General features: G+C 50.0%; 23 protein-coding genes and 2 pseudogenes. 18 read left to right on the top strand and 7 right to left on the bottom strand.

Annotated features, from left to right (window positions below; genetic code table 11):
• From NM10_RS03345 to NM10_RS03335, 3 genes and pseudogenes are all read right to left on the bottom strand, one after another.
• Nucleotides 1-191 (bottom strand): annotated as a pseudogene (locus tag NM10_RS03345) (transposase); the annotation flags it as partial.
• Nucleotides 192-447: 256 nt separating this feature from the next.
• Nucleotides 448-1233, bottom strand: coding sequence for a basic amino acid ABC transporter substrate-binding protein (locus tag NM10_RS03340; protein WP_020310199.1), 786 nt, complete (start codon nucleotides 1231-1233; stop codon nucleotides 448-450).
• Nucleotides 1234-1381: 148 nt separating this feature from the next.
• On the bottom strand, nucleotides 1382-2464 hold the full coding sequence (locus NM10_RS03335; RefSeq protein WP_020310198.1) for an HAD family hydrolase: 1083 nt from the start codon (nucleotides 2462-2464) through the stop codon (nucleotides 1382-1384).
• Between the two features lie 252 nt (nucleotides 2465-2716).
• Between NM10_RS03335 and NM10_RS03330 the strand changes: the two genes are divergently transcribed.
• The 4 genes from NM10_RS03330 (at nucleotide 2717) to NM10_RS03315 (ending at nucleotide 5827) form a co-directional block, all read left to right on the top strand.
• Nucleotides 2717-3151 (top strand): hypothetical protein, encoded by a 435-nt coding sequence (locus NM10_RS03330; protein ID WP_020310197.1) that lies wholly within the window; start codon nucleotides 2717-2719, stop codon nucleotides 3149-3151.
• A 56-nt stretch (nucleotides 3152-3207) separates the two neighbouring features.
• Entirely contained in the window at nucleotides 3208-4275 is a 1068-nt protein-coding gene (locus NM10_RS03325) for a DapH/DapD/GlmU-related protein (RefSeq protein ID WP_020310196.1), read from the top strand.
• A 21-nt stretch (nucleotides 4276-4296) separates the two neighbouring features.
• The gene (locus NM10_RS03320) at nucleotides 4297-5061 is read left to right on the top strand and encodes a cyclase family protein (protein ID WP_020310195.1); all 765 of its coding nucleotides are present in this window, start codon (nucleotides 4297-4299) and stop codon (nucleotides 5059-5061) included.
• A gap of 304 nt (nucleotides 5062-5365) precedes the next feature.
• On the top strand, nucleotides 5366-5827 hold the full coding sequence (locus tag NM10_RS03315; protein ID WP_020310194.1) for a hypothetical protein: 462 nt from the start codon (nucleotides 5366-5368) through the stop codon (nucleotides 5825-5827).
• Nucleotides 5828-6856: 1029 nt separating this feature from the next.
• Here the strand turns inward: NM10_RS03315 and NM10_RS03310 are convergent.
• From NM10_RS03310 to NM10_RS03295, 4 genes are all read right to left on the bottom strand, one after another.
• A complete protein-coding gene (locus tag NM10_RS03310; RefSeq protein ID WP_020310193.1) occupies nucleotides 6857-7972 on the bottom strand; it encodes a tyrosine-type recombinase/integrase in 1116 nt (371 codons plus the stop codon).
• 203 nt (nucleotides 7973-8175) lie between these two features.
• Complete coding sequence (locus NM10_RS03305; protein ID WP_020310192.1) at nucleotides 8176-8727, bottom strand: hypothetical protein; 552 nt, start codon at nucleotides 8725-8727, stop codon at nucleotides 8176-8178.
• A 12-nt stretch (nucleotides 8728-8739) separates the two neighbouring features.
• Nucleotides 8740-9396 carry an ImmA/IrrE family metallo-endopeptidase gene (locus tag NM10_RS03300; protein ID WP_020310191.1) on the bottom strand — a complete coding sequence of 219 codons (657 nt, stop codon included), beginning with the start codon at nucleotides 9394-9396 and terminating at the stop codon, nucleotides 8740-8742.
• Nucleotides 9386-9754, bottom strand: a complete 369-nt coding sequence (locus tag NM10_RS03295; RefSeq protein ID WP_239639579.1) for a helix-turn-helix domain-containing protein — start codon at nucleotides 9752-9754, stop codon at nucleotides 9386-9388. The genes NM10_RS03300 and NM10_RS03295 overlap by 11 nt, the downstream gene beginning before the upstream one ends.
• 161 nt (nucleotides 9755-9915) lie before the next feature.
• Here NM10_RS03295 and NM10_RS03290 point away from each other — a divergent pair, with 161 nt between their 5' ends.
• The 14 genes and pseudogenes from NM10_RS03290 to NM10_RS03230 all read left to right on the top strand — a co-directional run bounded on the left by NM10_RS03290 (nucleotide 9916) and on the right by NM10_RS03230 (nucleotide 18102).
• Nucleotides 9916-10131, top strand: coding sequence for a helix-turn-helix domain-containing protein (locus NM10_RS03290; RefSeq protein WP_020310189.1), 216 nt, complete (start codon nucleotides 9916-9918; stop codon nucleotides 10129-10131).
• 31 nt (nucleotides 10132-10162) lie between these two features.
• Nucleotides 10163-10954 carry a Rha family transcriptional regulator gene (locus NM10_RS03285; protein WP_071601824.1) on the top strand — a complete coding sequence of 264 codons (792 nt, stop codon included), beginning with the start codon at nucleotides 10163-10165 and terminating at the stop codon, nucleotides 10952-10954.
• The gene (locus NM10_RS03280; protein WP_020310187.1) at nucleotides 10954-11205 is read left to right on the top strand and encodes a hypothetical protein; all 252 of its coding nucleotides are present in this window, start codon (nucleotides 10954-10956) and stop codon (nucleotides 11203-11205) included. Before NM10_RS03285 ends, NM10_RS03280 begins: the two co-directional genes overlap by 1 nt.
• Before the next feature lie 280 nt (nucleotides 11206-11485).
• Nucleotides 11486-11647, top strand: a pseudogene (locus NM10_RS15235) (helix-turn-helix domain-containing protein); the annotation flags it as partial.
• Nucleotides 11644-11928 (top strand): hypothetical protein, encoded by a 285-nt coding sequence (locus NM10_RS03275; RefSeq protein ID WP_020310185.1) that lies wholly within the window; start codon nucleotides 11644-11646, stop codon nucleotides 11926-11928. The pseudogene NM10_RS15235 and the gene NM10_RS03275, both read left to right, overlap by 4 nt.
• Nucleotides 11925-12158 (top strand): helix-turn-helix domain-containing protein, encoded by a 234-nt coding sequence (locus NM10_RS03270; RefSeq protein WP_020310184.1) that lies wholly within the window; start codon nucleotides 11925-11927, stop codon nucleotides 12156-12158. Before NM10_RS03275 ends, NM10_RS03270 begins: the two co-directional genes overlap by 4 nt.
• On the top strand, nucleotides 12155-12436 hold the full coding sequence (locus NM10_RS03265) for a LysM peptidoglycan-binding domain-containing protein (RefSeq protein ID WP_020310183.1): 282 nt from the start codon (nucleotides 12155-12157) through the stop codon (nucleotides 12434-12436). Before NM10_RS03270 ends, NM10_RS03265 begins: the two co-directional genes overlap by 4 nt.
• Nucleotides 12433-12693, top strand: a complete 261-nt coding sequence (locus NM10_RS03260; RefSeq protein ID WP_020310182.1) for a hypothetical protein — start codon at nucleotides 12433-12435, stop codon at nucleotides 12691-12693. Before NM10_RS03265 ends, NM10_RS03260 begins: the two co-directional genes overlap by 4 nt.
• Nucleotides 12680-13495 carry an HNH endonuclease signature motif containing protein gene (locus tag NM10_RS03255; protein ID WP_020310181.1) on the top strand — a complete coding sequence of 272 codons (816 nt, stop codon included), beginning with the start codon at nucleotides 12680-12682 and terminating at the stop codon, nucleotides 13493-13495. Before NM10_RS03260 ends, NM10_RS03255 begins: the two co-directional genes overlap by 14 nt.
• A gap of 106 nt (nucleotides 13496-13601) precedes the next feature.
• Nucleotides 13602-13955 (top strand): DUF4406 domain-containing protein, encoded by a 354-nt coding sequence (locus tag NM10_RS03250; RefSeq protein ID WP_020310180.1) that lies wholly within the window; start codon nucleotides 13602-13604, stop codon nucleotides 13953-13955.
• Nucleotides 13956-14408: a hypothetical protein gene (locus NM10_RS03245; RefSeq protein WP_020310179.1), complete on the top strand. Its 453-nt coding sequence runs from the start codon at nucleotides 13956-13958 to the stop codon at nucleotides 14406-14408. It begins immediately after the preceding gene.
• A 1-nt stretch (nucleotide 14409) separates the two neighbouring features.
• Nucleotides 14410-15540, top strand: a complete 1131-nt coding sequence (locus NM10_RS03240) for a DUF2800 domain-containing protein (protein ID WP_020310178.1) — start codon at nucleotides 14410-14412, stop codon at nucleotides 15538-15540.
• 13 nt (nucleotides 15541-15553) lie between these two features.
• Nucleotides 15554-16120: a DUF2815 family protein gene (locus tag NM10_RS03235; protein WP_020310177.1), complete on the top strand. Its 567-nt coding sequence runs from the start codon at nucleotides 15554-15556 to the stop codon at nucleotides 16118-16120.
• Between the two features lie 23 nt (nucleotides 16121-16143).
• Nucleotides 16144-18102, top strand: coding sequence for a DNA polymerase (locus tag NM10_RS03230; protein ID WP_020310176.1), 1959 nt, complete (start codon nucleotides 16144-16146; stop codon nucleotides 18100-18102).
• The last annotated feature ends 5 nt before the right edge of the window (nucleotides 18103-18107 follow it).

Raw genomic sequence — 18107 nt, 5'->3', positions numbered from 1 at the left:
TAGTTTTCATTTTCCTTGCAGATGGGGTAATTTTCTTCGTACCGCAAGAATTGCTGGGTATCGAAGTAATGCTGCCGAATCGTATAGACCGCTACATTGTACAGGTTATTGCTGTATTGGCACATTTCCCGGAGCATCGTATACTTTTGTTTCGCCAAGCCGCGGATGACATTCGATTGCGTCAAGTACATCTAGGATTCACCTCCTCTGTTATCTACCATTATACCGTAGACGAAGTGAAAAGGCTAAGACGGAAAAGACATAGGGTGGATTTCGCAGGCATCGAACCAGCGAAATCCATCACCATTGATGCCCCTACCTAAGAGGAAGGAGTCTTCTGGCGAAACTGTGATAAAAAATCCCACCTTTACTCTATTTTCTTCAGCATACCAGATTTTCTTCAGCATACCAGCCGAACATATAGAGTCTGTAAAGACGGGGCAAATTCTATTGCAATTCTTCCGCTGTTGGATCGACGCCGAACCATTTTTGATAGAGCTTGGTATACGTCCCGTCAGCTTTCAAATCAGCCAGGGCCTGGTTGATGGCCTTCAGTTCGTCTTCATGGCCTTTGTCGATGGCCATAGCTGAACCGGCCAGTTTCTTCGGTTCGCCGACGACTTTCAGATTGTTCATGCCGCCTTTGGAAACATAGTACAAGGCGACGGCTTTGTCGATTGCGACGGCGTCACTGCCACCGTTTTGCAGTTCTTGCAGGCACTGGTAATTGCCGTCGAACTGTTTGAGGACAGCTCCTTGTTTTTCGGCGAAGTCCGCTGGCTTAGAACCGGCCTGGACGGCTACGGTCTTGCCTGTGATGTCATCCCAGCCATGGATGGTCGTATTGTCTTTCTGTACGACGATGACCGAACCACCAATATAGTAGGGAGCCGTGAAGTCTACTTGTTTTTTCCGTTCTTCCGTCGCCGACATGGCCGAGGCAATTATGTCGATTTGTCCGCTTTTCAAGGCCGGAATCAAAGCATCGAAGCCCATGGCCTTGATTTCTACTTTGCGGCCCAGCTTTTCACCAATCGCATTGGCCAAGTCAATATCGAAGCCGGTATATGTATCGTTTTCTGCCATTTCAAAAGGAGGGAATGACGGTTCCGTCCCGACGATAAGCGGTTTATCCGTCCTTGCCGCCGCTTCTTTTGACTGTGTACCACATCCTGTTAAGACACTCATAGCCGTCAGTGCGGCCATCCCTGCCAGTATCCATTTCTTGTTCATGTCCATTCCCCCCTGATGAAGTGTTAAATAGCTTTAAAATTCAAATATTAAGGAATATTATACATTAAAACGAGTATTTGTCAATGCTTTTAGAATTATTATTCAAAGTATGACGGAACATTTCGAACAAAATAGATGGACTGGTGGGTCATTGTGTCTTTTTTACGTTATCTCCGTAAATTGTCTTCCAGTCATTTTTCATGGAAATAGTATTCCAGCCATTTTCGGCAGATGTCTTCTTATCGCGTTCGGCCCGTTCAGGGCGGCCATATTCACGTTGCGTATCATCACAGAGAATATTGAATACTTCAGCTTTATAGGGGTTGTCCTTTAGCGTATACCGGAACATGGAATAATCGCCGCTGCTGTTTCCGAAGGCTAAGACCGGCTGTATCCCGATTTCACGGACAATGGATGACACTTTATTCATTTTTTCATTGACCCGGTCCAATTCGCCGTACTGGATGGTATCTTCCTGTGTCATTTGATATGAACCACCGCTAGTTTGGCCTTGATGGCTGGCAACGATTTGCGGATCCGACCCGATGACTTGATTCGGTGCGATAGGCAGGGCTCCATGGACGAGTGCGCGGACGAGAGGGCGGTCAGAGGCCGAAACGATGTAGCAGGTGAAATTATTAGCTTCTAAATAGGAAATCACTTCTACCATAGGCAGGTAAAAGGATTCGCCATAAGTCAGGTTCGTCAGGCCGATAACGGGCTTTTTCATAAATCCCTGGGCGTAAGCGTCCAGGGACTGCGGCGTCATCCCGGCCAGTCCGGCATATAAGTTGTGGTACAAGTTCTTTTCGATTTCCGGGGGAACGGGTTTCCGCTGAGAAATGGCATCCCAATAGGCTTGAGCAAATTTTTTGTCTTCATCGGACACTTTACAGTTTGGGTCATGCAGGACACGGTCCGCATAAAAGACGCCATCTGTATAGGACGGGGTCCGTTCTCCCAACAGGGTTCCATCCATATCGAAGACGGCCAGGCGATGTTCTGCCGGGATGAAATCAGGATTTTTGGGATTCGTTACTTTTTGCACATAAGCTACCAGCTTTTTCTTAGCCGGAGAATTCTCGTTCCAATACTGGAAATTTTCGGACTGATTGACGTGAATCGCGGCTAATTCGGCCCGGCTGGCACCTTCAACAATCCCCGTCAGGCCGAAGCTGGTCAACATAGCTGTGACAGCTAACATGGATGCGAGTTTTTTTCCTTTCAACATAATCACCTCAAATATAGTAAAATTTGTCTCTATTATAACACATGGATTTCGTTGAATTAAATAGGACAGATGGAAGAAAAACTGGCATTTCATCGAAATGGGCGGCCAGACAGGTCTTACGTACACGATGAAATATATTCCGAAGAAAGGCAGGGGAAAGCAGGAATTAATGCCTGACGTGTAGAATTATTCCATAAAGCTTGTTTGCCAGATGATGGGTGAGGCGTGACGTACACTCTGCGAGGTGATGATATGTCTTTGGAAAATCAGGAATTGGCCTGCGTGCAGGCTTTTTTAGAAGACCGGGCTTCAGAACAATTCATGACGCGGTTGTTGGCCGATGCCGGAGAAGACTATGCATGGTTCCGGCGCCTGGCTCAGCATATGTTCCGCAGCCACCTTTCGCCAGACGAACAACGGGAGCTCTTGGAAGCGGCAAAGGCGGATACGCAGGGCGACCCCGAAAAAATCCAGGCGGCCCATGATGCCCGCTTGTTGCTGCTGAAATCGGGGATGTGTCTTTCCATCCATGAATCGTGGTATCTCCATAAAGTGAAGCAAATGCCCTTAGAAAAAGCCTTTCGCCAAACCATGACGCGCATTGTCGTAGGCTTCGGCCAGCTCATGTCAGAACCGGGGATTCCCAACGATTTTGAAATGCAGCTATGGTATCGGATTCAAGGATAGCATTGCATATAAGAGAAGGGAGTAGGATACTATTGAATCAGAAAGAGTGGGACCGCATGATTGGCCAGGAGCTGTACGACCCGTTCAATGTTCACGATGACAGCTTCCAGCGGGTCCATGCGGCGCAGCGGAAATTCAATGCTTCTGACGATTTGAACGACCGTCAGGCTTTTGAAGAACTGAAACGCTGTTTTGCCCAGGCGCCAGATGACATGGTGCTGTTGGCGCCGGTCTACTTCGACCATGGTGACCGCATCCGCTTTGGCCGTCATTTCTTTGCCAATACGGGGCTGACCATACTAGACGAAAACTACGTCACCTTTGGCGACAACGTCTTTTTGGCACCTCACGTCAGTATCTATACGGCGGGTCATCCCATTGATGCGGAAGTCCGCAATACCAACCTGGAATACGCCAAACCGGTCACTATCGGTTCAGACGTCTGGATTGGCGGTAATGTCGTCATCAATCCCGGTGTCACTATTGGCGATGACGTTGTCATAGGTTCCGGTTCCGTCGTAACCCATGATATTCCCAGCCATGTCGTCGCAGCCGGGAATCCCTGCCGGGTCATCCGTCCCATTACACAAGCCGATGCAGACTTATGGCATTGTAAGTTATCGGAATATAAAAAATCAATATTATCCCACATAATCCCACAAAAACAACCAAGGAAAAACCATATACCCGAAAAACAAATCATTGCAAAAAAAATTAACGATTGGTTAAACGCTTGTGTTGATGAGAGCGGTGCTTTCTTTTTGAATACCATAGAAGCTGGCCGCCCTAAATCGCGTCCTATCAGTTTCCACATGCTAAAAGATGGAGTGAACTATTTTGGCGTCGGCGCAATGAAAGAAGTCTATCGTCAAATGCAAGAAAATCCTTATGTAGAAATCTGTGGACTTATGGGAAAAGGAAAACTCTTTTTCCGTTATTATGGCAAAGCCGTTTTTGAACAAGGGGATGAACTGGCACAAGAAGCACTGGCCCAACCAGGATATCCGGTCATGAAGAAAATTTATACTACCGAAAGTGGCAACCGTTTCGCTGTCTTCCATTTAGAAGATGCGACGGCTGAAAAAAGGGCCATGATGTCCGTATTAGAAACATGGAATCTTTGAATTAAGAAAGGAAGTGTCCTTATGGCAACACACGCATTATGGAATCTCTTACAACAACTGAAATCCGATTACGAATGGGTAGAACTCAGCCATCGGCTGAACAACGACAGCCCGTATTGGTCAGGCATGCCTGAAGGCTCCGTAGAAATCGGGAAAACCGTCTTCGATTGGGGCAATCCCATGCTGGAATGTTTGATCCAGACATTCAAATTTCCCGGCCAATTCGGCACGCATATTGATTTCCCAGGCCATTTTGCCAAAGGGACAGCACTGTCAGATGGCTTCGGCGTCCAGCACATGGCCTATCCCTTAGTCGTCATTGACATCAGCGAAAAAGTAGCCAAAGACGTCCATTATGCCGTCACTGTCGACGACATCAAAGCCTATGAAGCCGCTTATGGCGACATCCCGGAAGGCGCCTTTGTCGCCCTGCGGACAGATTGGGCCAAGAACTGGCCGAACAACGACAAGCTCTGCGGCTTCGACGAAAAGGGCAATGAAAATGCGCCAGGCTGGTCTTTGGAAGCCTTGAAATACATCTATGAAGTCCGCCACGCCGCAGCCAACGGCCACGAAACCTTTGATACCGATGCCTCTGCCGTCGCAGCTGAAGCAGGGGACCTCATCTGCGAACGCTACGTCCTCAGCCAGGGCCACGTCCAGATCGAGCTTTTGGATAACCTCGACAAGGTAGCTCCTGCCGGTGCCATCCTCCTGGCAGCCTGGCCCAATATCGAAGGCGCGACCGGACTGCCTGTCCGCGTCGTAGCCGTTACACCGAAATAGGGAATGTACCGCTTAATAGAACAAGAGGCTGTCTTACAACGACGGCCTCTTGAATTTTATCCGTCTAAGAAAAAATCAGTTGTCGACCGTACCTCCCAAAAGAGCGCTTCAATAGAAACGGGATATCTTGGGCCAATGTCATCGACAACTGATTCTATAGGAACAACTGTGGCAGTACCTCTACGGATTCACGCTCTAATGAGGTGACGCCTCCGCAGCCAATACCAGCAACTGCTTCTTCTATATTATAGATGTACTATACTGCTAAGTAAAGACCAGAATAAAATAGAAAGGATGTGGTAACATGAAACGCCTTATTCTTAGCGTATTCTCATTATTGATTGTATCAATTTCTACCGTCTTTGCTGCCATTCCTGATTCAGAATTTGCGATTGGTGGTATCACCATTGGTTCATCGGCGGACTATGTACAATCTATTTACGGAGAACCGACACACATTTCGGATAAAGTACCCAATGCTGAGGGCGGATACAGTTATAGCTATGCCTACGGGTCATCGTTTTACATCTTTTTTGATGCCAATACCAATGTCGTGACCGGTATCTTTTCAACGGCCAATAACGGCTTGATTACACCGGCTGGACTAACAGTAGGTATGGATGCTGACGCTATTGAACAAGTCTACGGAGAACCCTGGAAAAATGACCGCGGGTATATTTCTTATCATGAAGAAGGAAAATGGCTGGTATTTACAACTCATAACGGAAAGATTACAGAAATTAAGTTGTTTGATTATGTCGTGTAAATTTGAAATTTCTCACCTAATTTCGGTGGCATAAAAAATAAGCGAATATGCTATATAAAGCTTGAATCGGATTTGCAGACATGTTATACTTAACGTAGCTGAAAAAGTTAGTGAGTTCCAAGTAGGAATAATAAACCCCCACGGTCTGGACACCGTGGGGGTTTTGCTTTTTATAGAGAGCTGCCTCTTAGGCTGGTTGCTCGTCATCTGCCGTTCAGTCATTTGCAGATGTAGTAGCTAATTACACCTGCCATAACGGAGAGGAAAAAGTTAGTGAGTATCTCCAAAGTAGAAACACCTCCTTTCTGTTGCCAGATTGGAGGGAGCAACAGAAAAAGTATAGCAGATTTTCATGCCTGAAGGATAGAGGCATGGTGTAAAAAAATGCATTGATAATAAAGAAGAAATGTACCGTGGCTGGAGTCTGTAAAAACATGGAAACAAATAAAACCAGAATGGCCAACTGCAAATACAGCTGGCCATTCCGGTTAATGATGGAAGTAACTAATGAAGTGATTGGACAATGAAAGTGAGTTATGATCAGCCAAAGGCTCATAAAACACACGCTCATTATAGTCACCATGAATCGAAAGGTCAAGGAAGATTCTAAGGAAATGAGCGAAAAAAAGCCAAGCGACATCAGTACTTGAATTTTTATGCCTCCAAAAATCGCTTTTTCGAGGGCTTTTTTGTGAATTTTTGAGTGGCTTTTTAACGGCTTTTTAACGGCTTTTTTACTAGGTTTTCAGCAAGTTTTTTTGCCGATATTTTGCCGACTTTGATATGAAAAACGAGGAAATTTGACAGTTATTGAGAAAAAGTGAAGATGATGTTACTTGTTGGATAAATGGCTTGGTTATGCGGGATAGAAAGCGTTACAATATGTGCCTGAATTCTCATTTAAAATAACTTACGATAATTTAACGTTAAAAGAAAGACCGCACAACCATGCGGTTTACAAGGCTTCTTCCGTCCTTTCTTCCGCCCTAGACCTCCGAGGACGGAAGACTGGGCTTTTCATGTTCTCAATTACAAAAACTGTTCCATGGCATCGACGGCAGCTTTTTCGCGCTTATCCGTAATCGTATCGTAGACGTTAGCGGTGGTGTAAATCGACGAGTGTCCCAGGCGCTTGGAGACGTAATCGAGTGGGAGGCCGTGTTCAATCAGCATGGTGGCATGGGTATGTCGGAAGGAGTGGAAGCTTGTGCCCGGGAACTGCTCTTTGCACCACATATTGAAGTATTTCATGTTGTTGCTCGTCATCTGACGGCCGTCGTCCATCGTGCAGACGAATTTATGCTGCGGATCTTCACGGTAAAACTGCCCGTACTGGAAGCGGTTTTTATCCTGCCAGAGCTTCTGCGCTTTCAGCTCTGCGAAAAGTTTCGAGCCGAACGTAATGGTCCGGGCCGATGACAGCGTCTTTGTGTCGGTGATTTTCGGCAGGCCTTTCTTGTCATAGCTCGTACCGGAGATGCAGAGGGTGTGGGCCTTCATGTCGACGTTGTCCCAGGTAAGCGCCAGGCACTCTCCGAGCCGCATCCCGGTGTAGTAGGCTAAGACGCACGGCATGTGAATCGGACGACCGGCGGGGAACTTTTCAAAAATAGCCTGGACGGCCTCTGCCGTAAAAACGGCCGGCTTTTTCGGCGCTGTCCGATACGGCGGCAGTTTGACGTTGTCCATCGGATTGGTAAGCAGATAGCGGCGGTTCGCGACGGCCCAGCGAAGCGACGACCGGAGACAGCTCATGATGCTCTTGACCGTCGACTTGGCGTACTGGTCTTTCAGCTCAAGAATCCAGTCCTGGAGTGCCGCGGTGGTCAGCTCACGGAGGGCCCAGGTGCCAAACGTCGGCACGATGTGGTTGCGGATGTCCGCGTCATAAGCGTCGATGGTGTTCGGTTTCAGGTAATGCTGGGCGTACTTTTCAAGCCACTCCTGCAAAAAATCGGCAAAAGTCATCGACGACGGCTCGAAGTACGCCCCGGTCTTATCCTGTTCGGCCACAGCCTGGCGGTACGCTTTTTCGGCGTCGATGCGGGTGAAGCCGCCGAAGTGCTCGTGCTTATGCCGAACGCCCTGCCTATCGATTTCATTGATGGTGTAGTACCAGCGATTCCCGATTTTACGTACATACATATTCTATCAGCTCCTTAGTTTATACTATTTCTATGGACTGGCCGGAGCTGATGCGGTATAATATAAGTGGTTGTGGGTTCAATCGTTCAAACCTACCAGCTCCGAACACGCGTTTTAGTAGATGGCGGCACATCACAAAAACGCGTGTTTTTACTATTTCAATGAGAGGTTTACCTCAAAAACGGCGAATTTTGAGGTCTAGGTTACTTGCCTTTTTCGTCCCGGGGTTTCCAGTATTCCGGATACTGCTCGTATTCAAGCGAAAAGGCTTTATTGATGTTTTCCAGGTGGCTCGACTTCAGCGGTGCAATCTGATTCAGGATTTTATACGTGCTGTATCGAATCTTCACGGATTTAGCCGTTTTCATCCCCTGCACGATTTCCGGGGAAAGCCGGAAAAACCGGACATTCGTACGCATGTCGCGTGGACCAACGTAGGTCACAGAGGCCACGGTATCTGCATCAAAGTCAGGTTGGGTGCTGGTAAGGTCGTACGTCTTCCCGTCGATATCGATGGTGATCTTGTTCAGGACCTTATCGCGCATCGCGATTTCGGACATACGGAGCCAATATTCGTCCTGGTGATTACTGGGCGCCAGCTTGATGTACATCGTCTCTAATTGTGTAGCTCCGTAGAAAAACACACTGTACGAGACAGCATCATTGTCTTCTGGCTCACACACGAACTCGATAGCGTTTACTGGGGGTATGCAAAACGCTACGAGAAGACTCAGTAAAACAAGGATTCGTTTCATGAAATCACCTCCTTACGATACGTTAGAGAAAATTGACATGGTATCAAGATAATCTTGAAACTGTTTTTGATAAAAACTTTTACGTTTGGTGTGCAGGCCTTCGTAGTCTTCCCAGGCTGTCAAGGCTTTCTCCGCAGCCTGCCCAGAAACGAGAAAAAGCTGACTTATCGCTTCGACAGTTTGCAAACATCCTGGAAGACAACCAATCATCGCCGGTGAGCAGAGCAATTCACCGGCAAACGTATTCGCCTCCACATCAAGCACGGCATATTGGCTATCAGATAAACCGCATCGGCACCGGTCCAGGTCAAACCGGGTTCCGTCGAACTCTTTGAAGTGGCCTAAGAGGATGTGGCCTAATTCGTGCGCCAACGTCCAGCGGATGCGGGGGTAATTCGGTACAGTATCGTTGTAGGCGATAACGTAGCGCTGGCGCTTCCCATCATACAACGTAAAACCGTCTTGCGCGGTAACGATATCGATGTAGTCTGGCACGGTACAGCCCAAACATTTTGCATAATAGCTATAAGGCTGAATCGTAGCGATAACATGCGAACACACGTATTTCAGATTAATCGGATAGGTATGAATCCGTAAACGCTGCATCAAGTATTGTGCAAACTGTGATGATCTTTGAAAACGCGGTCTAGCCGGTACGTTATTTGTCATGCTCTGCATCCTCCAACATCGTCTTAAGCACTCTTTTCAACATAGCCCGTTTTTCCGGGTCCTTCGTTACCTGGCTGTTTCTAGCAAGGATGCGGATATCCGGATCATCGAGAACGGGGATGGCGTCGTTCTTCTTTTCTCTTTCGACGTCTTCTTTATCCCAGCCCATCAACACTGCTGGCGGAATTTCCAATACTTTCGACAAAGCAACCATAGCGCCGCGTCTCATGTTCGCGATTTCTCCTGATTCCCAACGCGAAATAGTACCTTCACTCACGCCAACTTTTTGAGCTAATTCTTTCATGGTCAGATTATGTTCCAATCTTTTTTCCTTAATGATGTCTTTGACAGCCTTCACAATAATCACTCCCTTACAGCCTTATTATAGTATTATACTTACGTTTTTGCAATAAATAGGGCGAAATTATTTGAAAAACTTGCGTTTTAGCATTGACATTTGCGGGGCTACGTAGTATTATAATCTTGCGGAAACGCAAGAGACAGAAAGGAGGGATGCATATGTTTGATGAACCGTTATTCCGCTATATGGTGAACCGTCGACAGTTATCATTAGCAGACGTTGCGGACCGTATGGGCGTCAATGAAGCCACTTTATACCGGAAGATGAAAGGGAAAAGTGATTTCACACGCGCCGAAATTCAGAATCTCAAAAACATCTTGGATATGTCAAACGATGAAAGCCTTAAGGTTTTTTTTGCCGAAAAACTTACGTAAACGCAAGATTTTAGAAAAGAGTTGAATCAAATTGTCCGACAAAAAGAAAACTGAACTTGTAACGCTTTATAAGAATCAGCTTGTTACAGACAGCCGGAAAGTGGCTGAGCACTTTGGCAAACGCCACGACCACGTTATTAGAGATATTGAAGAGCTTATTAGTCAAAACCCAAAATTGGGTTCTGACTACTTCTATGAAACCAGCTACACAGCCGGTACCGGAAAACACTACAAGATGTACCTGATGAACCACGACGGCTTTTCTCTGCTGGTCATGGGTTTTACCGGCAAGACGGCCTTGGAATGGAAGCTGAAATTCCTCGAAGCCTTCAATACCATGGAAAAAGAAATCCGCAAACAGCAGGCTGTGCCGAAAATTGCACCGAACCCGCATTACCGGACGCGGATGATCAAGACGGCCGTCAAGGACACCGCAGATACCGCAACGGTCATCGCAGACGTATTTGGTGTGAAAAAGCCAATGGCCATGACAGCGGCAATGCAGATGGTCGGGGAAGCGTACGGCGTCGATATGGAACCCTTGAAACAGTTCATCCCGCCTGAAACGAATCCCGGCTATTTGACGCCGACAAAAATCGCCAATGAACTTGGCCTGAAAACGAGTAAAGGGAATCCGAACCCGCAACTTGCCAATTCTTTGCTGAAAGACGCAGGCTTGCAGGAAAGCGTCAGCGGCCCCTGGGTACTAACGGAAAAGGGTGCTAAATTCGGTGAATCGATACCGTTTACCGCAAGCTCCGGCCACAGCGGTTATCAAATCAAGTGGAGTCCGAAAGTGCTCGAAATTCTCAAGAAGAAGTGATGCGCTTCGAAATGCTGGTAAGAAAGAAAATCTGCTACCCGAAGCTGAAAGCCTTTTTCGCAGAGCACGGCATCCGGCAAGATATCGCCGCTAAAACAATAGGCACCAGCCGACCGAAGTTTAACCAAAAGCTGAATCTCAATAAATTGGATTTCACGCTCGCAGAAGTCAGGACATTATGCGAAAATTACGACCTCGACTTAAAGGAATACTTCATCGACGGGGCAAAGTTCGGGGGTGACGACCAATGAAACCCGTTGACTTGCATATCAATTTCTATGTGCTCGACGAAAAACGCCGTCAGGCGGGGTTGAAGATGTGTGAAGCGGCGGAACGGCTGAACATTTCCGCACCAACACTTTCCCGCATCAGGCTGGACTCAGCGTCAGCCTCCAGACCGTACTGACGATTGCAAAGAGCTTGGGCGTTCCGCCGGAAACGCTGTTAAGAGAAGGAGATGAAATATCGATGCCCTCAGGTGACGCAAAAATCGACTTTGATGTCCTCGACTCGGAATGAAAGGCGCGGGGCTGGAGTTACACCGTGCTTGCAATGTACGCCGACCTATCGGCAGCAACCCTGTTTAAAGCCAAGAAAGGGCGGGCCGTCAGCTACAGAACGCTGACAAAGCTGGCCAAGGCGCTCGACGTCAACCCGCGCGATTTAGTCCTGAAAGGAAGTGACAAGCCATGACGAAAGCAGAAAAGGAAGCCCTAAAGAACGGCTTTATCAGCCAATGGTATCACGCCGCGATGGCGAGCCAAAAAATTAAGTGCTGCCTCTGTAAGCGCGAAATCGTAGGTTTGTATGTCCACGTATACAAAGACGGGAAGTACCTGCCGGCGCACCGGGACTGCCGCCCCGGGACGACAGCGAAAGGCCGGGCCAAAAGAAAGCCGAAAAAGCCCCGCTGCCACGAGACAAAAGCGCTGAAAAAGTACAGAGCGGACCACGAAGGAGCTGAAGAGAATTGAAAGACCGCATGATCCACGACGACTGCGACCGGCTGATGAGCCTTGATGAAGTCGCGGCCAGGCTGAAAACATCGTCGACGGTTGTCTCCCGAATCATCAAAGCGGGCCTGCTGACAACGTTGAAGCTCGGCCCGTACAAGCGGGTACGAAAGACGACGTTTAATGCCTTTCTCCGTCAGTACGACGGACAAAACCTTACCGAAATCTTAGAAGGAGCTGAAAAACCATGACAAAGAAAACGATTTTAGGACTAACGTTTGCCGCAGCGCTGGCCATCGGTGTCGGCTATGCCGGATTCCAGGCGATGGCTTCGCCGGACGTGAAGCTGACCTATTACACGGTGGAAAAAGGCGACACGGTCTGGGACATTGCCAAGAAATACCGTCCGAAGAGTGAAGACATCCGGCAGACGGTCTACGACATCTGCCAGACGAACAAGCTCAACAAGAACGCTGGCCTGACGCCGGGCCAGCGCCTCCTCATCAAAGACGGGAGGGCGACGAAATGAGCAAGAAAAACAACCTCGGTGAGATGAACGACATCCTCTTCGAACGTCTTCGCCGGCTGAATGATCCAGCGCTCACCGGAGACGAGCTTGATGAGGAGATTCGGAAGACCGACGCCATCATCGACGTCAGTCAGTCCATCGTCGCGGCAGGGAATCTCGTTCTGAAAGCCGCCCTGGCACGGTCCGACGGCATGTACCGGGACGACAAAGAAGCGCCGAAAATGCTCATGAGTGGTGACGACGATGAAGAAGACTGACTGGTGGATGCCGGACTCTCCGGAAGTCATCTGGCTCAAAAAGCACATCAAAGGCCGGTACATGAAAGACCTGGCCGAAGAGATGACCAAAGTCTTCGGATATCCCATCGAAGCCAAGCGCGTCCGGCAGTACGCCTATGCGCACAAACTGAAATCCGGAATCTCCGAACAGCTGCTAACAAGGGAACAGTACCAATGGCTGAAGAATCACTGCGAAGGCCTCGGCTATGAAGCCCAGCAAAAACAGATTGAAGAGAAGTTTGGCGTCCGTCTCAGCATCGCCAAGATTAAAGGACTGCGGGCCCGGTACAAGATGAACAGTGGATTGACTGGCCGTTTCGAGAAGGGCCTTATCCCTTGGAACAAGGGCACGCACTACTGCGCCCCGGGAGTGGAGCGGACACAGTTTAAAAAGGGTGATATCCCGGCGACGTCAAAACCAGTCGGCTACGAAAGCGTCGACCAGGACGGTTACGTCCATATCAAAGTACCGGGGAAACGAAAGATGGTGTATAAGCACCACTACGTCTGGGAAAAAGCTCACGGACCACTCCCGAAAGGGCACTGCATCGTCTTTCTCGACGGAAACAAACTAAACTGTAATCTCGAAAATCTGGCATGCATCGACCGCGGCACCCACGCCAGAGCCTGCCAACGCCATTTATACACGAAGGATCCTGAGCTTACAAAGCTCGGCATTGCGACGGCGAAAGTCCTCGCGGCCCGCTACAAAAGGCGTAAATACAAGCAGCATAAAGAAAGCCAGTTGTATTGGCGGAAAAGCCGCCAGGAAAGGAAGTGATTCCCTTGGACAACTAAAAAAGAGCCGTCCGAAAAAGACGACTCTTCCCTAGTGCTTTTGTTAGATTACCCGATTTCTATTATATCGCAAAGAAAGGAGCTGCACAATGCATCATTACCTTGTTTATGTCTCGCATAAGTACGGTGGCCGCGACTACAACGTCGAAAAAGCCCGCAAGATCTGCTGCGACCTAGCCGAACAGCTGCCTGAAGTACTTTTCATTCCGGCGCTCTCCGTGACCTGCCGGCGCTACTCGCGCCGTCATTACGCCGACGACCTGTCTCTGCTCTTAGAGCTCGAATCGCGCTGTGACGTCGTCTATATGACAGAAGACTGGGAAAGCAGCCTCGGCTGCCAGACGGAATATGAATTCGCGAAAAGAAACGGCATTCCTGTTGCGGAATCGTACCCGGAACTGCTTGCCATCCTGAATTCGCTTGACAGAGAGGAGCTGAAATAGATGGATATCAACATCAAGATTACGCTGGATGAAACGCCGGCACTGATGACGTCGTTAGACTGCTTATGTGAAGTCCTACGGGCCGCTATCGGCAAGCCGCAGGTAGTTACTCCAGCTGAACCGGAAAAGGCCGTCAGCGTGCCCACAGCAAAGACTGAAACGCCTCAGCCAGAAGCGGAACCTGCACCGAAAGTCGTAGCGCCTGCGGCGGCGCCGAAACCGGAAACGCCAAAGAGCGATAAGCTCACCGAAGATGAGCTGGTAAAGCTCCGAACCTGTACAGCGGCGTTCTTCCACAAAACGCCGGACAAGACGAACATGAAGACCATGAAAAAGTGGCTCATGGACAATCACGTACCCGCATGCAGTGTGAAAAACATCAAGCGCGACCAGCTGCCGGACCTTCTGAAGCTCTTCCCGGATGACGTCCGCCAGATGTGGGAGGTGAAGTAGCATGCCCGGAGTCCACGCAATACTTTCCGCGTCGTCGTCCTCGCGCTGGCTGGCATGCCCGCCGTCGGCACGCATCAACGCGGAAATACCCGAATCCACGTCGGTTTATGCCGAAGAAGGTACGAAGGCCCACGCCCTGGCGGAAAAGACGCTGCGCGGCTGGCTCGACGGGAAGACGGCGGACGTCATGACCGATAATGAGGAAATGAAAGAAGCGGTGCAGCGCTACGTCGATGTCTGCATCGAGAAAATCAACGCCGCACGAAAAGCCTCACCGGATGCGGTCGCACATGTTGAGTACAAGCTCGACTTTAGCGCCTATGTACCGAAAGGCTTTGGCACCGGCGACATGATTACCGTCTCCGACAAGTCACTGGAAATTTGTGACCTGAAATACGGCAAGGGCGTGCCCGTCGATGCCGTCGGCAACACACAGATGAGGCTGTACGCCCTGGGCGCTGTCGAAGCCTTCGGCATGCTCTATGGTTTTGATACGGTCCACATGACCATTATTCAACCCAGGCTTGACAGCGTATCAACCGATACGATGAGCCTCTCGGAGCTTCTTGACTGGGGCCGCAGTATCGTACCAATTGCCCAAAAAGCCTACAAAGGCGAAGGCGATTTCAAAGCCGGCGATCACTGCCGCTTCTGCAAATTCCGCACAAAGTGCAAGGCCCTGGCCGAGTACATCAAAGCCAAGACGAAGCTCCGCGAGGAAGCAACACTCACGGATGCGGAAACGGCGGAAATCCTGCTGGCCGCGAAAGATATCAAACGCTGGCTGACCGACGTCGAAGAAGCGGCCCTGACCGAAGCGCTTGACGGCAAGAAGTGGCCGGGCCTGAAGCTCGTCGAAGGGCGAAGCCGCCGCGTCATCACAGATACAGACGCTGCCGCCAAAGCGATGCAGGCCGAGGGGATTGCCGACGACCTCATCTTCAAACCACAGGAGCTTCAAACGCTGACAGCGCTTGAAAAGGGCGTTGGAAAGAAGAAGCTGGCGGCTGTCCTGGGCGCTTTAATTGAAAAGCCAAAAGGAAAACCGACACTGGTTGAGATGAGCGACAAACGGCCGGCGCTCAACCTCACAAAAGAAATGGCCGATGAATTTGACGACAGTTTAATTTAGGAGGAAAAAAATTATGGCTAATACTATTCAGACAGGACTTTGCAGACTCTCTTATGCGTACGTGTTTAGCCCTCGGCCGAACGATGATCCGACGCAGAAACCGAAATATACGGCGTCCATCATCATTCCGAAATCGGAAAAGCGCACGATTGCTGCTATCAAGGAAAAAATCGCGCAGATGCGCAAAGACCCGAAGAACATCAGCACCTGGGGCGGCAGTGACCGCGGCATTCATGAACCGCTGCGCGACGCAGACACCGATGAACTGAAGTGCGAAGACCCGAACTACAAGGGCTGCTACTTCATGAACGCAAGCTCGACGAAGAAGCCGAAACTTTTTAGCAAAGACCGCTCGGAAATCATCGACCCGGACGACCTGTATTCCGGCTGCTGGTGCCAGTTCATGCTGAACCTCTTTGCCTACAGTCACTCCGGCAAAAAGGGCATCGGCGTCGGCCTGACCGCTATCCGGAAGATTAAAGACGGAGAACCGCTTGGCGGCGTCGTCGTCAGTGCCGATTCCTGGGACGACAATATGCTCGATGAAGCCGACCTTCAGGACGCCGACCAGTTTTTCTAAACGCTAAGTAAGGAGCTGTACTGATGAGAACCTTAAGCATTGACCTGGAAACCTATAGTTCAAACGATATCCGGTACAGCGTGTACAAATACATGGAAGCGCCTGACTTTGAAATCCTTCTTTTCGCCTACGCCTTCGATGACGACCCCGTCCGGGTCGTCGACCTGGCGCAGGGAGAAACACTTCCCGATGATGTACGCAATGCGCTGTACGACAAAAACGTGCTGAAAACGGCGTTTAACGCCAACTTTGAAATCAATTGTTTAAAGAAATATTTCCCGGACCTTCCCGAGGAACAGTGGGAATGCACCCGAATCCTGGCGCTTTACAATTCATACCCGCCGCACCTTGCAGCGGTTGCAAAGGCGATGGGATTTCCGGAAGACAAGCAGAAAGACACGCGCGGCAAAGCGCTGATCCGCTTCTTCTGCCTGCCGTGCAAACCGACGAAAGCCAATGGTGGACGCACGCGGAACCTGCCGGCGGACGCACCCGAAAAATGGAAAATCTTTAAAGAATATAATCGGCAGGACGTTGTCGTTGAAATGGCTATCCGAAAAAAGCTGGTAGCCCTCCGGCCGCCGAAATTTGAGCACGACAACTGGCTGGTAGACCAGGAAATCAACCGCAACGGCATCATGATCAACCGGCGACTCGTCGAAAACGCGATTCGCCTCTCCGGTGAATACCGGCAGCGGCTTCTTGACGAAGCCCGAGAAATCACGGGCCTTGACAATCCGAACTCGCCACTTCAGGTGAAAGATTGGCTCGAAGAAAAGCTGGGACGTCCGATTGAATCGCTCTCGAAAGAATCCGTCAAGGACCTCCTGGCCGGGGAGCTTCCCAGCGACGTACGCCTGATGCTGCTGATTCGGCAAAAAATCAGTAAGTCGAGCGTCAAGAAGTACGACGCGATGAAAAACGCGGCATGCAGCGACGACCGCATCCGGGGCATGTTCCAGTTCTACGGGGCCGCCAGGACGGGCCGCTTTGCCGGCCGTATCGTACAACTTCAGAACCTCAGGCGTAACTCTATGCCCGACCTCGACGCCGCGCGTCAGATGGTCATTGACGGCGATTTAGAGGCGCTTAAAATGTGCTACGACGACGTACAGGACGTACTTTCCCAGCTCGTCCGCACGGCGCTTGAAGCGCCAAAAGGGACACGGTTCATCGTCGCCGACTTTTCCGCCATCGAAGCCCGCGTCATTGCCTGGCTTGCCGGGGAAACGTGGGAAATGGAAGCGTTCGCGGCGGGGAAAGACATCTACTGCGCCACGGCGAGTGCCATGTTCGGCGTCCCTGTTGTAAAACATGGCATCAATGGAGAGCTTCGGCAGAAAGGCAAGGTGGCTACGCTGGCTTGTGGTTATGGTGGCGGCATCGGAGCCCTGAAAGCGATGGGGGCCGACAAGATGGGCCTTTCCGACACGGAATTACAGAACGTCGTCAACAAGTGGCGTGCCGCATCGCCGCACATCGTAAAGCTTTGGGGCGACGTCGAGACAGCCATGATGAAAGCCGTCACCGGCATCCCGACGAAGCTCAAGCAGAAAGACCTGTACTTCCACCAGGAAGACGGCGACCTTTACATTGAACTGCCGTCAGGACGTCACCTGGTGTACCTCAACGCCCACATCGGGCAGAACCGATTCGGCAGCGAGGCCATTATCTACACCGGCCTGGGCGGCAGTAAGACGACGTCAGGCCGCTGGGGGAAGCTGGAAACATATGGTGGAAAAATTGTTGAAAATGCGGTTCAGGCCATTGCCCGTGACTGCCTCTGCGCCGCGATGGCGAGACTTACACGAGCGGGGTACAAGATATGCGCGCACATTCATGACGAAGTCATCCTTGAAATGCCGGAAGGCAAGGGGAACCTCGATGAAGCGATTGCGATCATGTGCAAGAACGCACCCTGGAACGAAGGTCTCGTGATGAACGCGGACGGCTTCGAAGCGAAGTACTATCAGAAGGACTGACGATT

The sequence above is a fragment of the Megasphaera sp. NM10 genome (assembly GCF_000417505.1).
GTDB classification, from domain to species: Bacteria; Bacillota; Negativicutes; order Veillonellales; family Megasphaeraceae; genus Megasphaera; species Megasphaera intestinihominis.
The sequence above is the reverse complement of the archived record's forward strand: the minus strand, read 5'-3'. Positions and strand labels throughout refer to the sequence as shown.